Below are 17,125 nucleotides of genomic sequence, written 5' to 3'. Positions count from 1 at the left end.
GCGTGCCCCTTGCGCATCTCGGCGGGCGGCGTGGGTCCCTTGCCTTCCAGGCCCCGGCGCCGCTGGCCGCCGCTGCCGACCTGCGCGCCCTTCTTGCCGGACATGCGGCGGTTGTTCGCGGCCATGAGGTATCCGTCTCCGTGAAGTCGTGGGTGGTGCTGCTTGTGTGCGTACGTCTGTGACGTGTGCCTATGAAGTGTGCCGCCCGGAGGCCCGGACGGCACAGTCGATCTTCGGACGCCGAGGTCAGGGCCTGTCGGGGCCTGGCTCCTCAGCGCGGGCCGAGGCTCCAGCGCGGCCCCTGCGGGCTGTCCTCGATGACCAGGCCGGACTGGTTGAGCTGGTCGCGGATGGCGTCCGCGGTGGGCCAGTCCTTGCGGGCGCGGGCGGCCTCGCGCTGGTCGAGGACCATGCGGACCAGGGTGTCGACCGCGCCGTGCAGGTCCTCGCCGCGGTCGCTCTCGCCGGCCCAGTGCGGGTCCAGCGGGTCGAGGCCGAGCACGCCGAGCATGGCGCGGACCTCGGCGAGGCGGGCGACGGCCTCCTCCTTGTCGTCGGCGGCCAGCGCGCTGTTGCCCTGCCGGACGGTGGTGTGCACGACGGCGAGCGCCTGCGGGACGCCCAGGTCGTCGTCCATCGCCTCGGCGAACGCGGGCGGCACCTCGGCGGCGGGTTCGACGACGCCCCCGGCCTTCTCCACCACGCGCTGCACGAAGCCCTCGATCCGCGCGAACGCGGACTCGGCCTCGCGCAGGGCCTCCTCGCTGTACTCGATCATCGACCGGTAGTGCGGGGTGCCGAGGTAGTAGCGCAGCACGATGGGCCGCCAGCGCTTGACCATCTCGGAGACCAGGACGCTGTTGCCGAGCGACTTCGACATCTTCTCGCCGCTCATGGTGACCCAGGCGTTGTGCACCCAGTACCGGGCGAACTCGTCGCCGTAGGCCTTGGCCTGGGCGATCTCGTTCTCGTGGTGGGGGAAGATCAGGTCGAGGCCGCCGCCGTGGATGTCGAAGGCGCTGCCGAGGTACTTGTGCGCCATCGCCGAGCACTCCAGGTGCCAGCCGGGGCGCCCGCGGCCCCACGGCGTCTCCCAGCTCGGCTCGCCGGGCTTGGCCGCCTTCCACATCGCGAAGTCGCGCGGGTCCCGCTTGCCGGTCTCGCCCTCGGCGGACGGCTGGAGCAGGTTGTCCAGCTCCTGGTTGGACAGCCCCAGGTACTCCGGGAACGAGGTGACCGCGAAGTACACGTTGCCGTCGGCCTCGTAGGCGTGCCCGCGCTCGATGAGGCCGCGCATCATCTCGACCATCTCGGTGATGTGGCCGGTGGCGCGCGGCTCGTAGGTCGGCGGCAGGCAGCCGAGGGCGCGGTAGCCGTCGGTGAAGGCGCGCTCGTTGTCGTAGCCGATGGACCACCAGGGGCGGCCCTGCTCGGCGGACTTGGCGATGATCTTGTCGTCGATGTCGGTGACGTTGCGGATGAACGTCACCGACAGGCCGCGGTACTCGAACCAGCGGCGCATGATGTCGAAGTTCAGGCCCGAGCGGATGTGCCCGATGTGTGGTGCCGCCTGCACGGTGGCACCACACAGGTAGATCGAGACGCAACCCGGCTGGAGCGGGGTGAAGTCACGGATCTGCCGGGCGCTGGTGTCGTACAGGCGAATAGTCACGACACCAGGGTAGTAGGCGCGGACGCGTGCGCGGTGCGCCTCGCTGTTTCGGGGATGTTTGTCATGGGCGGGCCCAGTTGTCCGTCGTCCGCGGCCCCGGTGGGGGTTTGTCGCCCACGCGGCGGAGCCGCACATCGGCACGGCCCCGCGCCCCCGGGGCCGGACGGCTCACCCTTCTCGTACGACCAGCGCCGTCGCCACCGCCATGAGGCCCTCTTCCCTGCCCGGGAACCCCAGTCCGTCCGTCGTGGCTCCCGAGACCGACACCGGGGCGCCCGCCGCCTCCGAGAGGAGCTCCTGCGCTTCCTGCCTGCGTCTGCCGATCTTCGGGCGGGGGCCGACCACCTGTACGGCGATGTTGCCGATGCGGAAGCCGGACTCCCGGACGATGCGCGCGGCCTCCGTCAGCAGGGTGGTGCCGGACGCGCCGGACCATTCGGGGCGTCCGGTGCCGAAGTGCTGCCCCAGGTCGCCGAGGCCGGCGGCGGAGAAGAGGGCGTTGCAGGCGGCGTGGGCGACGACGTCCGCGTCGGAGTGGCCGGCGAGGCCGGGGCCCTCGCCCTCCCACTTCAGGCCGGCGCACCACAGTTCGCGGCCGTCCTCGAAGGCGTGGATGTCGGTGCCGATGCCGACCTGCGGCAGGGGGTACGGCCGATCGGAAGCGGTCGTCCGCTCAGAAGCCATCGTTGAGCCTCCTGCGGGCCAGGACCGCCTCGGCGAGGACCATGTCGAGGGGGCGGGTGACCTTGAAGGCCTCCTCGTGCCCGGGGACGGTCACGACGGTGAGGCCGAGCTGTTCGACCATGCTCGCGTCGTCGGTGACGTCGTCCTTCACCGTCTCGTGGGCGCGCACCAGGGTGGCCCGGTCGAAGCCCTGCGGGGTCTGCACGGCCCGCAGCAGCGACCGGTCCGGGGTGGCGGTCACGGGCTCCGGCTCGCCCGGGACGTCGGCGGGCTCGACCTGCTTGACGGTGTCGGCGAGCGGCAGCGCGGGCACGACGGCCGGCGCTCCGTCGCGCACGGCCTCGATGACGGCGTCGACGGTGTCCACGGGGACGAGCGGGCGGGCCGCGTCGTGCACCAGGACGATGTCGTAGCCGGACGGCAGCGCGTCCAGGCCGAGCTTCACGGACTCCTGGCGGCTCTCGCCGCCGGGGACCACGAGGAAGTCGGTGCGGTCGGGCAGCGCGTGCGCGTCGAGCAGTGACTTGACCTCGGGGGCGCCGTCGGGCGGGGCCACGACGACCACCAGGGAGACGGCGCGGGAGGCGGCCATCGCGCGGACGGCGTGGATGAGCATGGGCGTGCCGCCCAGCGCGCGGAGCGCCTTGGGGGCGCCCGGTCCGAGGCGTACACCACGGCCGGCGGCCGGGATCACGGCCGCCGTACGGGCGGTCGCACGGCCTCCTTCGGGGCTCGGCGACGGCGGGGGAAGCGGATCGTCAGACATCGGTTCCTGTCAGGTTTGTGTGCTCGGCCCAGGTGGGTATGGCCTGGGCGTACCCCCTGCTCCCGGAGCGGGGGGAGTGCCGGGCGTTCCGCCTTGACCAGCCCCTTCCGTGATTCTGGTCGAGTCGACCGCCCGGGCCCGGCACGCCAGGGGTGGGGACGTGAGTCATGACACATTCCCCGGCGCGACGCAAGTGCAGCGTACGTACGGTGTCCGGGTACGAACATGCCGCAGCGCCCGGCGACGTCCATGACGTCATCGGGCACCGCGGCATTTCGAAGTGCTGAGTCCGAGAGCGGGTCGCGGGCCGCGACCTGCTCAGAAATCTCAGGAGGCGAGGACCTCGTCGAGCAGGGCCTCGGCCTTGTCCTCGTTGGTGTTCTCCGCGAGGGCGAGCTCGCTGACCAGGATCTGACGCGCCTTGGCGAGCATGCGCTTCTCACCGGCGGAGAGTCCGCGCTCGCGCTCACGACGCCACAGGTCACGCACGACTTCCGCGACCTTGATGACATCGCCCGAGGCGAGCTTCTCGAGATTTGCCTTGTAACGACGGGACCAGTTCGTGGGCTCCTCCGCATACGGTGCGCGCAGCACCTCGAAGACCCGGTCCAGCCCGTCCTGACCGACCACATCACGTACGCCGACGAACTCCGCATTGTCCGCTGGCACACGTACCGTCAGGTCACCCTGGGCGACCTTCAGCACCAAGTAGGTCTTGTCCACGCCTTTGATCTGGCGAGTTTCGATAGCCTCGATCAGCGCGGCCCCGTGATGGGGATAGACCACGGTGTCGCCAACCTTGAACGTCATGTGACAGGTACCCCTTCCGTGGCTATCCAGGGTAACACGGATACGGCGTCTTCTGAATGGCGTTTTCGCAGGTCAGGGCCATTCTCGGGGCTTGACAACAGCAACAGGAACGTGCTGCGGACGCCTAGCGGAAGCAGGTATTCGCAGGTCGGAGCGGCTCTCCGACACGAGCGAAACGCGCACGTTACACGCATCCGGAGCCCCGCACGAGCGGCCGAACATCCCCATATGTCCGGTTCCAAGTGCTCGAGTTCCGCTACTCCGTTCGGTGCGCGGAGCCGGGTTCCGGTCGAATCCGGAATTGATCACACGGCGCGAGGACGGGCGGCCGGTGATCAATTCCGGAGCCCTCCGCCCATTCCTTCACGAGAAATGCGCGATCACTATGGGAATGGCGCGGGAGTACGACGTGAAAGCGGCTCAAGTGACTGGTGAGTCACTTGTGACCCAAGAGGCGGGGCACGCCCGCTCTCGACCGTCGACGAGGTGGTGACGGGGGTGGTGACGGGACTCCGGGCACGCCTTACCGGGTCGACACGGGACGTCTCGGGAGGGTCGGGTGCCGTCGCGTGGGGACGGCTCGGTAACCTGAGGCCGCTGACAGACACTTAGGGCGGCTTCACCCGGTCGCCGAACGACTCGAGTCAAGGAGTTGCCGCCGCCGTGAGCAGCAGCCTTCGACGCGGCGCTCTCGCCGCCGCCGCCATCGCGTTCTCGATCGCCTCGCTCTCCGCGTGCGCGGCCGGCCACGACGCCCAGAGCCTGGAGATCCAGCCGGACAACGCGTCGGTGACCGTCGGCGACATCAAGGTCCAGAACGCCACGGTCATCACCCAGCCCGACCTGGAGTCGACGGGCCCGGCGGTCGTCTCCGCCACCCTGTTCAACGAGGGCCGCACCGACCAGACGCTGGAGTCGGTCACCATCCCCGGCACCGGCAAGACCGCCGAGCTGTCCCCCGCCGAGGGCGGCAGCCTCACCGTCCCGGCCGGCGGCTCGCTGATCCTCGGCGGCGAGGGCAACGCGTCCGCCGTTCTGCCCAGCAGCCGTGAGGCCGTCCAGGACGGCAACGCCCAGAAGGTCACCTTCACCTTCAGCGAGGCCGGCGACGTGAGCCTGCGCGCGATCGTCTTCCCGGCCGAGCACTTCTTCGAGAGCTGGGGCCCGAGCGAGGAGGCCGCCGCGCCGGGCGCCTCGACGGAGCCGTCGGCGGAGGCGTCCGCGGAGTCCTCCGACGAGCCGGCCGCCGGCGACACGGACGAGGCCACCGGCACCACGGAGGGCACGGAGGGCACCGAGACCGACGGGTCCTCGGTCACCCCGACCGACGCGGCCTCGGCAAGCGCCCAGACCGGCCACTGAGCACACGCACCACACCGAAGGGCGGGACCCCCGGAGGGGTCCCGCCCTTCGCCACGCGACTACGGGCAGCCGTCCCGCTGGGGCGGCGCCCACCCCGCCCCGCCACTGCGGGCAGAGTCGTGCCTCCCCCAGTGCCTCAAGGGCCTGGGGGGTGCCCCCGGGGCGATGGGGGTCCCCCGCCCGAGCGCAGCCGAGGGTGGGGGAGGCGCCCCGCAATCGCCGGGCTGTGTGACGCCCCCGCCCAGCCACAGCACCGGCACCGGCACCGGCACCGGCACCGGCACCGGTGCACGCCGCCCCGAAGGCCTACGGCTCGAACTTGTACCCCAGCCCCCGAACCGTCACCAGGTACCGCGGCGCCCCCGGATCCGGCTCGATCTTCGCCCGCAGCCGCTTCACATGAACATCGAGCGTCTTGGTGTCACCGACGTAATCGGCCCCCCACACCCGGTCGATGAGCTGCATCCGCGTCAGCACCCGCCCCGCGTTCCGCAGCAGCATCTCCAGCAGATCGAACTCCTTCAGCGGCAGGTCGACCTTCGTGCCGCCCACCGTCACCACGTGCCGGTCGACGTCCATCCGCACCGGCCCGGCCTCCAGCGCCGCCGGAGCGACCTCCTCCGGCTCCCCGCGCCGCCGCAGCACCGCACGGATACGTGCCACCAGCTCCCGCGAGGAGAACGGCTTGGTGACGTAGTCGTCGGCCCCTATCTCCAGTCCGACGACCTTGTCGATCTCGCTGTCCTTGGCGGTCACCATGATGACGGGGACGTTGGAACGGCCGCGCAGCTGGCGGCAGACCTCGGTGCCCGGCAGCCCGGGCAGCATCAGGTCGAGGAGAACGAGGTCGGCGCCGTTGCGCTCGAACTCGTCGAGTCCGTCGGGCCCGGTGGTCGCGACGGCGACCTCGAAGCCCTCCTTGCGGAGCATGTACGACAGGGCGTCGGAGAAGGACTCCTCGTCCTCGACGACGAGCACACGGGTCACGGAAGGACCTCCGGGGAGGGAAGCGTTTCGTACGCGGATGAATCGGAAGAGTGGGGGGATGAGCGGGACGCCCGCCGGGCCTCACCGTCGAGGCCGTGGGTGTCGCCGTCCTGAGGGGACGCGTCGTCCTGAGGGGACGCGTCGTCCCGGTGGGACATCTGGTGGGCGCGGTCGCGGGCCGCACGGGCCTCCGGCAGCCGCAGGGTGAAGGTGGAACCCTGCCCCTCGGCGCTCCACACCGTGACCTCCCCGCCGTGCGAGGCGGCCACGTGCTTCACGATCGCGAGGCCGAGCCCCGTACCGCCGGTGGCACGGGAACGGGCCGGGTCGACCCGGTAGAAGCGCTCGAAGACGCGCTCCTTGTCCTTCTCCGAGATGCCGATGCCCTGGTCGGTCACCGCTATCTCGATCAGGTCCCCGCCGGGCTGCGCGACCGTACGGGCCGCGATGCCCACGCGGGTGCGGGCGGGTGAGTAGTTGACCGCGTTCTCGACGAGGTTGCCGAGCGCGGCGGCGAGCTGACCGCGGTTGCCCCACACGTACAGGTCGGCGGTGCCTTCAGCCCGTCGCCCGCCACCGCCCTGGTCGAGCCCTTCGGGCGCCAGGACGTTCGAGGCCATGGTGATCTCCTTCGTCCCCGCCGCGTGCCGGCAGCGGTCGATCGCCTCGGCGACGAGTTCGTCGACCCGGACGGGTTCGGCGTCCTCCAGCGGGTCGTCGTTCTGCACCCGGGAGAGGTCGATGAGCTCCTGCACCAGGTTCGTCAGCCGGGTCGCCTCGATCTGCATCCGCCCGGCGAACCGTTCCACCGCCTCGGGATCCTCGGAGGCGTCCATCACGGCCTCCGAGAGCAGCGAGAGCGCCCCGACGGGCGTCTTCAGCTCGTGGCTGACGTTGGCGACGAAGTCACGTCGTACCGCCTCTATGCGGCGGGCCTCGGTGAGGTCCTCGACCAGCAGCAGAACGAGCCGGGAGCCGAGCGGCGCCACCCGCGCGGACACCGCGAGGGCCTCGCCGCGTCCGGTCCCCCGGCGGGGCAGGTCCAGCTCGACCTGGCGTATCTCGCCGTCGCGCCGGGTGTCGCGGGCCATCTGCAGCATGGGCTCCACGGCGAGCTTGCCGCCGCGGACCAGCCCGAGGGCGTACGCGGCGGAGCTGGCCTTGACCACGCCGTCGGCCTCGTCGAGGACGACGGCGGACGAACGCAGCACGGAGAGCACGGTGTCCACACCCGGCGGGAGCACCGGGTCCGTGTGCAGGGAGGTGCGCGTGGGGCGCCTCTGTTCGCGCTCACTGAAGCGGAACGCCAGCATGGCGATGACGCCGGTGAGCACCCCGGCGATCGCTGCCACTGCGGCGACCGCCGCGTTCACGTCCATGCGTCCAGGTTAGGCATGGCGCGGGTGGTGCCCACAGCCGTCGGAGTGCGAGCTCGAACACTCGTCGCCCAGAGTTCACCTTGGAGCCAGGAGCGGTTCACGCGAGGTGGCGGAACCGGACGCGTAGGGGACGCAACGTGGGAGCGTGGGGAGGAGAGCAGGCCCCTGAAGCCCGGACGAAGAAGCACGAGAGGAACCCCTGATGCGGGACGCGTACCACGAGGAACTGGATTCGATCGGCGACGGTCTGGTGGAGATGGCCCGGCTGGTCGGGTCGGCGATCGGACGCGCCACGACGGCCATCCTCGACGCCGATCTGAAGCTGGCGGAGAGCGTGATCGAGGCCGACCAGAAGGTCGACGAGCTCCAGCACGACCTGGAGGCGCGGGCCATCGCCCTGCTGGCCCGCCAGCAGCCGGTGGCGACCGACCTGCGCATAGTCGTCACCTCGCTGCGGATGTCGGCCGACCTCGAGCGTTCGGGCGACCTGGCCCAGCACGTGGCCAAGCTGGCCCGGCTGCGCTATCCGGAGCGGGGGGTCCCGCGCGATCTGCACGCCACGATCCTGGAGATGGGCCAGCTCGCGCAGCGCCTGATGGCGAAGGCGGCCGAGGTGATCATCACCAAGGACGTGGACCTGGCGCTCCAGCTGGAGCAGGACGACGACGCGATGGACCTCCTCCACCGCACGCTCTTCCAGCACCTGATGGACGACCGCTGGAAGCACGGCATCGAGACGGCCGTCGACGTCACGCTGCTGGGCCGGTACTACGAGCGCTTCGCCGACCACGCGGTCTCGGTCGCCAAGCGGGTGGTGTACCTGGTCACCGGCGAACACGCGGACGAGATCCAGTCGGACCTGCAGCCGGTGCCGGGGGTCGAGGGGGCCTGACGGTGACGGCCGGCGTGCCCCCGCGCGAGGAGGGCCGGCCGGGATCCGTACGAGCTCCAATGCGCCGTTGATGCGCCCGGCGGGGCGGGCGTCCAATGGGGGCAGGTGTGCACAGGCGCCAGCCCTGAGGAGGGACCCATGGCCGAATCCCCCAGCACGACGCCCGACCCCGCGCGGGAGCGCGAGACCGAGCAGCCCGCCGAGATCAGGAACCTCACCCTGATCGCCGCCTGCGGCTGCGGCTCGGGCTGTGGCTGCGGCTGTCAGTCGGGCAACCCCTGCCAGTGCGGCTGACGCCGTAGGCACCCGGCCCGCCGTCATCGACCGAGGACCCCGGCGCCCATGGCGGGCGCCGGGGTCCTCGGCGTGCCGGTGGGTGCCGCGGGGCGCAGGATGGGAGGTGGGCGGCGGTGACGCAACCCGAAGGCTCGGAAGGCGCAAGGAGGTGCGGAGCCATGACCCGGTTCATGGACGTCCACCACGGCGTGGAGGGCATCACGGAGGAGAAGCTGCGGCAGGCCCACGAGTCCGACCTCGCGATCCAGCAGGAAGAGGGAGTCCACTTCCGGCAGGCGTGGGCGGACCCGGAGTCCGGCACGATCTACTGCCTCTCCGACGCCCCCTCCGCCGAAGCGGTCCAGCGCATCCACGAACGCACCGGCCACAAGGCCGACGAGATCCACGCGGTGACGCTGTCCGTATGAGCGGGAGGTCGCGGTGCCCGCGGGGGCCGGCCCCTCTCAGGAGGCACTGACCTCCGCGGTCTTCTCCACCACGACCGCTTCCTTCCCCTCCCGCGGAAGCCCCTCCTTCGGAAGCTCCCCCTTCGGAAGCCCTTCCTCCGGAAGCTCCCCCTTCGAAATCTCCTCCTCCGGAAGCCGCCGCATCAGCAGCCCGTACCCGAGGCCGGCCACCGTCCCGACGACGGCGCACATCCCCCACAGCCACTCGGCGCCCCAGTGGTCGATGACGAACCCGGACATCAGCGGGGCGACGAGCGAGGCGACCGCCCAGGACATGGTGTACATGCCCTGGTAGCGCCCGCGCCCGTGCACCGGGGAGAGCCGGACGACCAGCCCGGTCTGGGTGGGCGCGTTGACGATCTCGGCCAGCGTCCACACGCACACGGTGAGGGCGAAGACGCCGACCGACCCGGCGAAGGCGGTGAGCCCGAACCCGTATCCGGCGAGCAGCGAGGAGACCACCAGCAGCCGTCCGGGGTCCCGGTGTTCGATGAACCGGGTGACGGGGATCTGCAGGACGACGATCAGTACACCGTTGACGGCGATGGCCGTCCCGAAGTCCGCGGGCGTGAACCCGGCCTCCCCCATGGCGACCGGAAGCCCCAGGTACCCCTGCTGGAAGACGAGGGCGACGAGGAAGGACAGCCCGACGACACCCATGTACCGCCCGTCGCGCAGCACGGTCAGGAGGGAGACGGACCCGCTCTCCCCGGAGACGCCCGGGGAATCCTTGTCCTCCGGCCGGGACTCGGGCAGCTTCACGAAGACGAGCACGGCGCAGACCAGCGTCATGCCCGCCTCGATCAGGAACCCGGCGAGGTAGCTGTACTCGGCGATGAACCCGGCCCCCGCGGAGGAGATCGCGAAGCCGAGGTTGATGGCCCAGTAGTTGAGCGAGAAGGCCCGGATACGGTCCTCCGGCCGCACGATGTCGGCCATCATCGCCTGCACGGCGGGCCGGGAGGCGTTGGAGGCCATGCCCACGAGGAACGCGACGGCCGCGATGGCGACCGGGTCCCGCATGAAGCCGAGCAGCGCCACGGACAGGGCGGTGGCGGTCTGCGCGACGAGCAGGGTGGGCCGCCGCCCCAGCCGGTCGGTCATCACCCCCGCCCCCAGCGACGAGATCACCCCGCCCAGCCCGTGCAGCGCGGCGACGAGCCCGGCGTAGGAGGCGGAGTACCCCCGGTCGAGCGTCAGGTACAACGCCATGAAGGTGGCGACGAACGCCCCGAGCCGGTTGACGAGGGTGCTGGTCCACAGCCACCAGAACTCGCGGGGAAGCCCGGAGACGGACTCACGCACGGCACGTCTCAGTCCGTCGACCGACATGGAACCCCCGTAGAACAGATGTAAGCGGCTGGAGCGGTAGGCACAACTTACGAAACAGGGGGCTCGGGCAACCACTCGATTAACAGATCCCGTCAACCGTCCGCCAAGCGGGCAGGGCGCGCGGCCCGTACGGGGTGTCGATTACGCTCGGGCACATGGCCGACGCACCGTACAAGCTGATCCTCCTCCGCCACGGCGAGAGCGAGTGGAACGAGAAGAACCTGTTCACCGGCTGGGTGGACGTCAACCTCACCCCGAAGGGCGAGAAGGAGGCGACGCGCGGCGGCGAGCTGCTCAAGGACGCCGGCCTGCTGCCCGACGTGCTCCACACCTCCCTCCAGAAGCGCGCGATCCGCACCGCGCAGCTCGCCCTGGAGGCCGCCGACCGCCTGTGGATCCCGGTGAACCGCAGCTGGCGCCTGAACGAGCGTCACTACGGCGCCCTGCAGGGCAAGGACAAGGCGCAGACCCTCGCGGAGTTCGGCGAGGAGCAGTTCATGCTGTGGCGCCGCTCCTACGACACCCCGCCGCCCCCGCTCGCCGACGACGCCGAGTACTCCCAGTTCTCCGACCCGCGCTACGCGACCCTCCCGCCGGAGGTGCGCCCGCGGACGGAGTGCCTGAAGGACGTCGTCGTCCGGATGCTCCCGTACTGGTTCGACGCGATCGTCCCCGACCTCCTCACCGGCCGCACGGTCCTGATCGCCGCCCACGGCAACAGCCTGCGCGCCCTGGTCAAGCACCTCGACGGCATCTCGGACGCCGACATCGCGGGCCTGAACATCCCGACGGGCATCCCCCTGTACTACGAGCTCGACTCCGACTTCAAGCCGGTCACCCCCGGCGGCAAGTACCTCGACCCGGAGGCCGCCGCGGCGGCGATCGAGGCGGTCAAGAACCAGGGCAAGAAGAAGTAGCCCGAACGCTTCGAGCCCCCTGCCTACGACTTCTTCGCGGGTAGGGGGCTCATCGCTGTCCTGGAGCCGTCTCCGGGCCGTCAGGAGCGGCGGTCACGCCGCCACTCGTACGCACCGGGTGACGTCTCGACCACCTCACGGGGGTAGGCCTCACGCACCCGGGTGAGGAGGTCGCGCTGCTCGGCGGCCCATGCCGGCGGCAGCACGGAGAACGGGAGGGTGACCGTGATCCCGGTCGACGGCCCGTCGTGCACGGACACCGAGAGCCCGCCGCTCTCCTCGGGCTTGAACCTCATGGAAGGAGTCCGCCCGGAGTTGAGCCACGTGGCGAACCGCTGGGCTTCCAGCTCTGCCAGATCCTCCTCCCAGTCCTCCAGGTCCTCGGGGAAGAGGGTCACCGGGAAGGAGGCGTCGAGGGACTCCCCGGCCAGGATGACGATCTCGCAATCGAGGAGGTCGTGGCCGGTCAGGATTCCGGGTCGAGAGCGCCCCAGGACGCGCACGGAGACACCGTGGCCACTGGTGCCGGGCCTGTCGGCCAGATGGATCAGATCGATGACCCCGTCCGCAGAGTGCATGGATTCCCTCCCCGAAGTAACCGCGTTCGAGCATCCTGCCGGACCACTCGCCGCCCTCACGGCTCGGGGTGCAGACGCTCCACGTGGACCTCGGACACGGCTCTGTCGGTCCGTTCCCGGCCGGAGGGCATGAGAGGTCAACGAGATGACGCTGGACGCCGCCTCGTACGTCCTGGGGTACGACTTCGACGCGAATCCGGCAAGCCCCCCGGCCGACGACTGAGTCACGACCTTCTTCAGGAGCTCGGCATCCACGCACGGCGCGGGTGTGCCCTGCCTTTGCGGTGTGCCGACGACTGCGGGCACGAGGGTGGGAGAGGTCCGCTGCTGGGGCGGTCGGCGACCCCTCCCGGGTGGACACGACGGCTGTACGGGCCGCCCACGGAACCCGACCGATCCTGACCGCGCACACGCGGACGGCGGCCTGCTGGGCGGGCGAAGCACCGGGGCTCCCGTCGCGCGGATACCGGCCGACGAGATCCCCGTCGTGTCACAGCCCGTCCAGTCACATCACGCGCCGACCGTCCCCGGCTCGCCCGTCGGGGTTCCGATCGTCTGCGTCGGCACGCCCACATCCCAGAGTTCGGCGAACCGCTGGCTTCTCAGTCCGACGTAGTCCTCATGCGCCCTCACGCGCGTCGAGGTGTTGACATGAAGCTGGTCCTGTTCGATCTCGTAGCAGATCTCCTTGTCGAAGACGATGAATTCGTCCACCAAGCCCCGCCTGACGTTCTGGGGCAACTGTGTCCGGACGAGCGCACGCGTCTCTATGCCCAAGGTCTCTTGTTCTTCGCCGAGTCGACGCAGATCGTCGTTGAGGCCCGCCGGGTCGTCCACCAGGAACAGCCGTCGCACCTTCACCCCCCGCGCTATCGCCTCGCGCTGCGCCTGCAGGTAGGGGCCGGCGGGCCCGCTGTCCCAGAAATCCCGGTCCACCAAGGAGAGCGTGCTGGTGGTGTCGATGGAATCCGTGGCGCAGTTGGTGAGGGTCAACAGCCAGTCGTGGTTCTCGCCGGTGCAATCGACACTCCCGCTCTTGAGCGCCTCCATGTCAGCGGCGAGGCGACGCATCAGCTCCTCGGCGAAGCGCCTCATGATGTCGGGCCCCCTGGAGGTGACCTCCACCGCATTGGTGGCCAACGCGGCCACCCCGTCGGAAGGGAGCCTCTCCATCTCGCTGTAGAACGTGGTCGCCTCGCTGATCCGGGCGAAGCTCCTCACGACCGTTTCCTGTGTCTGCGCGTTGTGCCGGGACAGCACGGCCTTGAAGTCCTTCACCTGGTTGATCAGGTCGCCCAGGAGCTGGAGGATCAGGATGCAGCCACCGACAAAAACGCCGACACCGATCTGCCACTTGGCCTCCGAGCTCGCGACCTTGGTGATGACGGAGGTCAGGCCGCCGGCCGCGAGGGAGACGAGTACTTTCCACCACATCCGCCATGCGTCGGATCTTCCTCGCCGCGGTGCGCCGTTCGGTTCCGGACTCGACCCCATCGCCATCGTCTGTCTCCCCACCAGTAACCGTGTCGATTTGATCCTCAGGGCGTTGCGAAGTCCTCCAACGGCAATCAGACCTCACGGAAGGACAGTTGGTCACGGATGCGCCGCACCGGGATCTACCACTGCCGGGTGAAGCCCGGTCTCTGCCCCGGTGTGCCTGGAGCCTCCCCCGGAGTGGTCGGGCACAAGCGTGCCGCCAAGGGGGTTCTGATCACCACATCCCGCTTGGGCGGGGCCGACCACGGCTTCCGACTCCTCGACGCCATGTTGCCGAGCCGGCCGTCGGCCGTCGGAGGCCTTCCGACCGGCCACTGGTCCTCGGTGTTCAGGGCGGAGGAACGCGCGGCCGACGCCGGCAGGTCCCGCTCTTGGCCCTCGACGAAGCCCGGCCGTCGGTCGGGCCCTGGACTGTTCCCGGGCCTCCCCCGGACAGAACCGGGGATGCAGCCGCACCACGGAGCTGGGCACCTCGGATGCCGGCCGCGCGCCCGTGACCCTAGCCGTAGCCACCGGCAACGGGCTGCTCGTGAGAAGCCCGTGTACGTCAGCGCCGGGCAGTCCCCGGGCCGTCCGAGGCCGCCCGACAGGGGCCAGGGACGGCCGACGACGGCCGTCAGGCGTACATGTACGCCGCTGCCGAGCGGGGAGAGCCCAGTTCCCCGAGATCCCCGGCAGGACTCGGAGCGAGAAGGAGCAAGCCGCCCTTTCCTGCCCTGACCTGCGGTGTCTTCGTGGGTGGGGGCTTCTTCCCGGGCCGGACGCCGGTGTCCGGCCGGGGCGTCGGGGCGGGTGGGGAGACGGTGGCCACAGCGGGTGGGGGGTGCGTGGGCGCATACTGGGGTCGGTGACGGAATCCGCTGCACCGAAGCGGCGTCTGCACATGAGCCCCTTCAAGGCCCCGGTCATGCCGTCCCCCTGCCCCCAGCGCTTCGCCGTGGGCGACCGGGGCACGCACGGCGCGTGTACGGCCTCGGCCGGGTGATCGCCGTCGAGGGCTCGATCGCGACGCTCGGGGAATCCGGTTCGACACGAACGCGGATCCTCGGTCCGTACGCGAAGACGACCAAGCCGTAGGACCACTGTGCCCGGTCACGGGACCTGTACCGAAAGAGGGACCTCTCATCGAACCGACCTCGCTGTTCTCCGCTCCGGCGATGCTGCCCCGCCCTTCCGTCGCAGCATCGCCGCCTCCGGCCACGAACCCCTTCCTGAGCCCTGACTTCGGGGAGGACGAGACCTTCGTGCCCGAGGACGCGCACGATCCCGCCCCGGACACGCGGGCGGCGCGATCCAGGGCCGCCTGAGGCCGCCTTCCGCAGGGTCCGTCCGGGTGGGCCGGTCGCGTGCCGGCCCGCCCGGAGGATGGGCGCGTGCCCGGTGACGGCAGCTCCTACTGCAGGAAGTACGACCAGATCGCGGACTGGGCTCCGGACACCACGATGCCTCCGGAGGAACCGCGCAGGCGGAGGTAGTCGGTGAAGAGGTCGGCGTGGCCGTCGTGGTCGGAGTCGCGCAGGCGCAGCCCTTCGCCGAAGGACTCCCCGGCCTCCAGGCCGCCCGGCACGCCCGGGCTGTCGCGGTGGAAGAACTGCGACTTGGTTCCGGTGAGCCCGGAGGCGCTGCCGCGCAGGATGTGGACGGCGCCCGCGTCGGCGTGGGCGCCGAGGTCCTCTCCGGGGGCGGCGACGGCGAGGTCCGGGTAGCCGTCGCGGTCGACGTCGCCGACGGAGATCCGCGCGCCGAAGCGGTCACCCTTCTCCATGCTGCCGGAGATGCCCGCGGTGTTCTGGTTGACGCGGGTGACGCCGCCGGGGCCGCTGGAACCGCCGCGCCAGACGAGGACGCCGCCGGCGCCGTTGGCGTTGGGGTGTCCGAGCGCGATGTCCCCGTAGCCGTCCTTGTTGAAGTCGGCGATCTGGGCGTCGACCTCCCAGCTGGTGTCCTCGCCGGTGCCCATCCGGTACGTCGCGCCCCGGGTGAGCGTGCTCCCGCCGCGGATGAACCAGGCGCCGGTGACGGTGTGCTGGTCCCCGTCCACCGCGCCGATGACCACGAGGTCGGAAGCCTTGTCCTTGGTGACCTGCCCGGCGGTCAGGTGCTCGGCGAACACCCTCTCGTTGCTGAGCCTGGTGACCTTGCCGCTGAAGCCGGACTTGGTGAACGAGCCGGTGTACACGTGCGCGGTGTTGTGGTTGATCAGGGCCAGGTCGGGCTTGCCGTCGCCGTTGAAGTCGCCGGCGGCGAGGTCGAGTCCCATCTGGCCGGACTTCCCGGGCATCTTGTTCGGGACGACGGTGCCTCCGGACAGGCCCTTCGCGGACCCCCAGAGGATCGTGGTCCCGCCCTGCTCCTTGTTCGCGCCGACGTCCTCGCCGTAGACGGCGACGGCCAGGTCGCCGTATCCGTCGCGGTTGAAGTCGGCGGCCGCCAGGGCGTTGCCGAAGCTGTCGTCCCACTCGTTGGCGCCGGGGACGCCCGCGCTGTTCTGTGTGATGTTCTGCTTGCGCCCGTCCGGTCCGGTGGCGGTGCCGTAGATGATGCCGACGGTTCCGGAGCCGTCGTTGCCGGCGTCGGTGACGCTCTGTCCGTAGGCGTAGTCGCGGTAGCCGTCACCGTTGAAGTCGTCCGCGTACTTGGCGGGGGCGGCGGCCGCGGTGGGGGCGGCGAGGAGCGGTGTGCAGAGCGCCGCCACGAGGGCGGAGGCGGCTGCGAGGGCGGTACGCGAGGAGGGCATGATTCTCCGGGGTCCGAGAAGCGTCCGTCTACAGAACACTTGAACTGCGATCTTGGACGCGTGCGGACCGCCGATGGTTGTACGCCGTCAACGACCGCTGTCCCCTCGCGATATCCGCTTGCGGCCCCGGGTGCCGCTCGGCATCGTGGGCCCGGTGAGTGATGCGCCGGAGCGATGGAGCCAGGCCAGTGTCCACCCCGACATGTGGACGGACCCCGACGACGATCCCCGGGAGAGTGACGGGGCGGGTCCGGAGGGGGAGTTGGCGACGTTGCAGGACTACCTGCGGAACTACCGGCTGACCCTGAGGATGAAGTGCGAGGGGCTGAGCCCGGAGCAGCTGGCGTGCCGGTCGGTGCCGCCTTCGACCATGTCCCTGCTGGGGCTGGTCCGGCATCTCGCGGAGGTGGAGCGGGACTGGCGGGGCTGGTTCGGGCCCGGCGGACCGGAACCGAAGCTGTACGGGGCGCGTGACGCCGACTTCGACGGTGCCGCCGCCGATCAGGCGCTGGTCGACGGCGCCTTCGCCGACCTCGCCCGCGAACAGGCGGCCACCGACGCGGCGTTGGCCGAGTACCCGGACCTGGGCGCGCGGATCCTCCGGGACGGCGGCTCCGTACGCGAACTGTGGGTCCACCGCGTCGAGGAGTACGCCCGCCACTGCGGCCACGCCGACCTGCTGCGCGAGTGCGTCGACGGGCGGGTGGGGCAGTAGCCGGCTCACCCGTGCCCGGCAGCGGCGCACGGGGGAGGCCGGGCGAGCTCCCGC

Annotated in this window: 17 protein-coding genes and 1 pseudogene; 7 read left to right on the top strand and 11 right to left on the bottom strand. The window is 70.7% G+C overall.

Translation table 11 applies throughout. The annotated features are described in order from the left end of the window. The 5 genes and pseudogenes from B7767_RS44330 to B7767_RS03100 all read right to left on the bottom strand — a co-directional run. Positions 1–125, bottom strand: a pseudogene (locus B7767_RS44330) (23S rRNA (guanosine(2251)-2'-O)-methyltransferase RlmB); the annotation flags it as partial. A 146-nt stretch (positions 126–271) separates the two neighbouring features. Then, complete coding sequence (gene cysS, locus B7767_RS03115) at positions 272–1,672, bottom strand: cysteine--tRNA ligase (RefSeq protein WP_085570749.1); 1,401 nt, start codon at positions 1,670–1,672, stop codon at positions 272–274. Between the two features lie 168 nt (positions 1,673–1,840). Further along, positions 1,841–2,356 carry a 2-C-methyl-D-erythritol 2,4-cyclodiphosphate synthase gene (ispF, locus tag B7767_RS03110; RefSeq protein WP_085570748.1) on the bottom strand — a complete coding sequence of 172 codons (516 nt, stop codon included), beginning with the start codon at positions 2,354–2,356 and terminating at the stop codon, positions 1,841–1,843. Continuing rightward, on the bottom strand, positions 2,346–3,122 hold the full coding sequence (gene ispD / locus B7767_RS03105) for a 2-C-methyl-D-erythritol 4-phosphate cytidylyltransferase (protein WP_085570747.1): 777 nt from the start codon (positions 3,120–3,122) through the stop codon (positions 2,346–2,348). Before ispD ends, ispF begins: the two co-directional genes overlap by 11 nt. A gap of 327 nt (positions 3,123–3,449) precedes the next feature. Beyond that, a complete protein-coding gene (locus B7767_RS03100; RefSeq protein WP_003953493.1) occupies positions 3,450–3,932 on the bottom strand; it encodes a CarD family transcriptional regulator in 483 nt (160 codons plus the stop codon). A 663-nt stretch (positions 3,933–4,595) separates the two neighbouring features. Here B7767_RS03100 and B7767_RS03090 point away from each other — a divergent pair. Then, complete coding sequence (locus B7767_RS03090; protein ID WP_085570746.1) at positions 4,596–5,294, top strand: DUF461 domain-containing protein; 699 nt, start codon at positions 4,596–4,598, stop codon at positions 5,292–5,294. A 306-nt stretch (positions 5,295–5,600) separates the two neighbouring features. On the opposite strand, the gene B7767_RS03085 is transcribed toward B7767_RS03090, so the two are convergent. Further along, entirely contained in the window at positions 5,601–6,281 is a 681-nt protein-coding gene (locus B7767_RS03085; protein WP_030829297.1) for a response regulator transcription factor, read from the bottom strand. Continuing rightward, positions 6,278–7,660 (bottom strand): cell wall metabolism sensor histidine kinase WalK, encoded by a 1,383-nt coding sequence (locus B7767_RS03080; protein WP_085570745.1) that lies wholly within the window; start codon positions 7,658–7,660, stop codon positions 6,278–6,280. The genes B7767_RS03085 and B7767_RS03080 overlap by 4 nt, the downstream gene beginning before the upstream one ends. Before the next feature lie 202 nt (positions 7,661–7,862). On the opposite strand from B7767_RS03080, the gene phoU reads away from it, so the two are divergent. The 3 genes from phoU (at position 7,863) to B7767_RS03070 (ending at position 9,256) form a co-directional block, all read left to right on the top strand. Continuing rightward, a complete protein-coding gene (gene phoU / locus B7767_RS03075; RefSeq protein ID WP_073934358.1) occupies positions 7,863–8,552 on the top strand; it encodes a phosphate signaling complex protein PhoU in 690 nt (229 codons plus the stop codon). Between the two features lie 138 nt (positions 8,553–8,690). After that, entirely contained in the window at positions 8,691–8,846 is a 156-nt protein-coding gene (locus tag B7767_RS46115; RefSeq protein ID WP_167748580.1) for a hypothetical protein, read from the top strand. A 161-nt stretch (positions 8,847–9,007) separates the two neighbouring features. After that, on the top strand, positions 9,008–9,256 hold the full coding sequence (locus B7767_RS03070; RefSeq protein ID WP_085570744.1) for an SCO4226 family nickel-binding protein: 249 nt from the start codon (positions 9,008–9,010) through the stop codon (positions 9,254–9,256). Between the two features lie 36 nt (positions 9,257–9,292). Here the strand turns inward: B7767_RS03070 and B7767_RS03065 are convergent, their stop codons facing one another. After that, entirely contained in the window at positions 9,293–10,627 is a 1,335-nt protein-coding gene (locus B7767_RS03065; protein ID WP_085570743.1) for an MFS transporter, read from the bottom strand. Positions 10,628–10,782: 155 nt separating this feature from the next. Here B7767_RS03065 and B7767_RS03060 point away from each other — a divergent pair, with 155 nt between their 5' ends. After that, positions 10,783–11,544 carry a phosphoglyceromutase gene (locus B7767_RS03060; protein WP_085570742.1) on the top strand — a complete coding sequence of 254 codons (762 nt, stop codon included), beginning with the start codon at positions 10,783–10,785 and terminating at the stop codon, positions 11,542–11,544. 80 nt (positions 11,545–11,624) lie between these two features. Here B7767_RS03060 and B7767_RS03055 read toward each other — a convergent pair whose 3' ends face one another. Further along, positions 11,625–12,122, bottom strand: a complete 498-nt coding sequence (locus tag B7767_RS03055) for a DUF5959 family protein (protein ID WP_085570741.1) — start codon at positions 12,120–12,122, stop codon at positions 11,625–11,627. Between the two features lie 510 nt (positions 12,123–12,632). After that, a complete protein-coding gene (locus B7767_RS03050; protein ID WP_143652171.1) occupies positions 12,633–13,622 on the bottom strand; it encodes a DUF6879 family protein in 990 nt (329 codons plus the stop codon). Between the two features lie 844 nt (positions 13,623–14,466). Between B7767_RS03050 and B7767_RS49235 the strand changes: the two genes are divergently transcribed. Then, on the top strand, positions 14,467–14,604 hold the full coding sequence (locus tag B7767_RS49235) for a hypothetical protein (RefSeq protein WP_373408179.1): 138 nt from the start codon (positions 14,467–14,469) through the stop codon (positions 14,602–14,604). Between the two features lie 408 nt (positions 14,605–15,012). Here the strand turns inward: B7767_RS49235 and B7767_RS03035 are convergent, their stop codons facing one another. After that, a complete protein-coding gene (locus B7767_RS03035) occupies positions 15,013–16,356 on the bottom strand; it encodes an FG-GAP-like repeat-containing protein (protein ID WP_085570739.1) in 1,344 nt (447 codons plus the stop codon). Positions 16,357–16,510: 154 nt separating this feature from the next. Between B7767_RS03035 and B7767_RS03030 the strand changes: the two genes are divergently transcribed. Continuing rightward, on the top strand, positions 16,511–17,071 hold the full coding sequence (locus B7767_RS03030; RefSeq protein WP_085570750.1) for a DinB family protein: 561 nt from the start codon (positions 16,511–16,513) through the stop codon (positions 17,069–17,071). The last annotated feature ends 54 nt before the right edge of the window (positions 17,072–17,125 follow it).

This window comes from Streptomyces sp. 13-12-16 (genome assembly GCF_002114215.1).
GTDB lineage: Bacteria > Actinomycetota > Actinomycetes > Streptomycetales > Streptomycetaceae > Streptomyces.
Note: the sequence above shows the minus strand (reverse complement) of the source record. Positions and strands in the feature narration are given on the sequence as shown.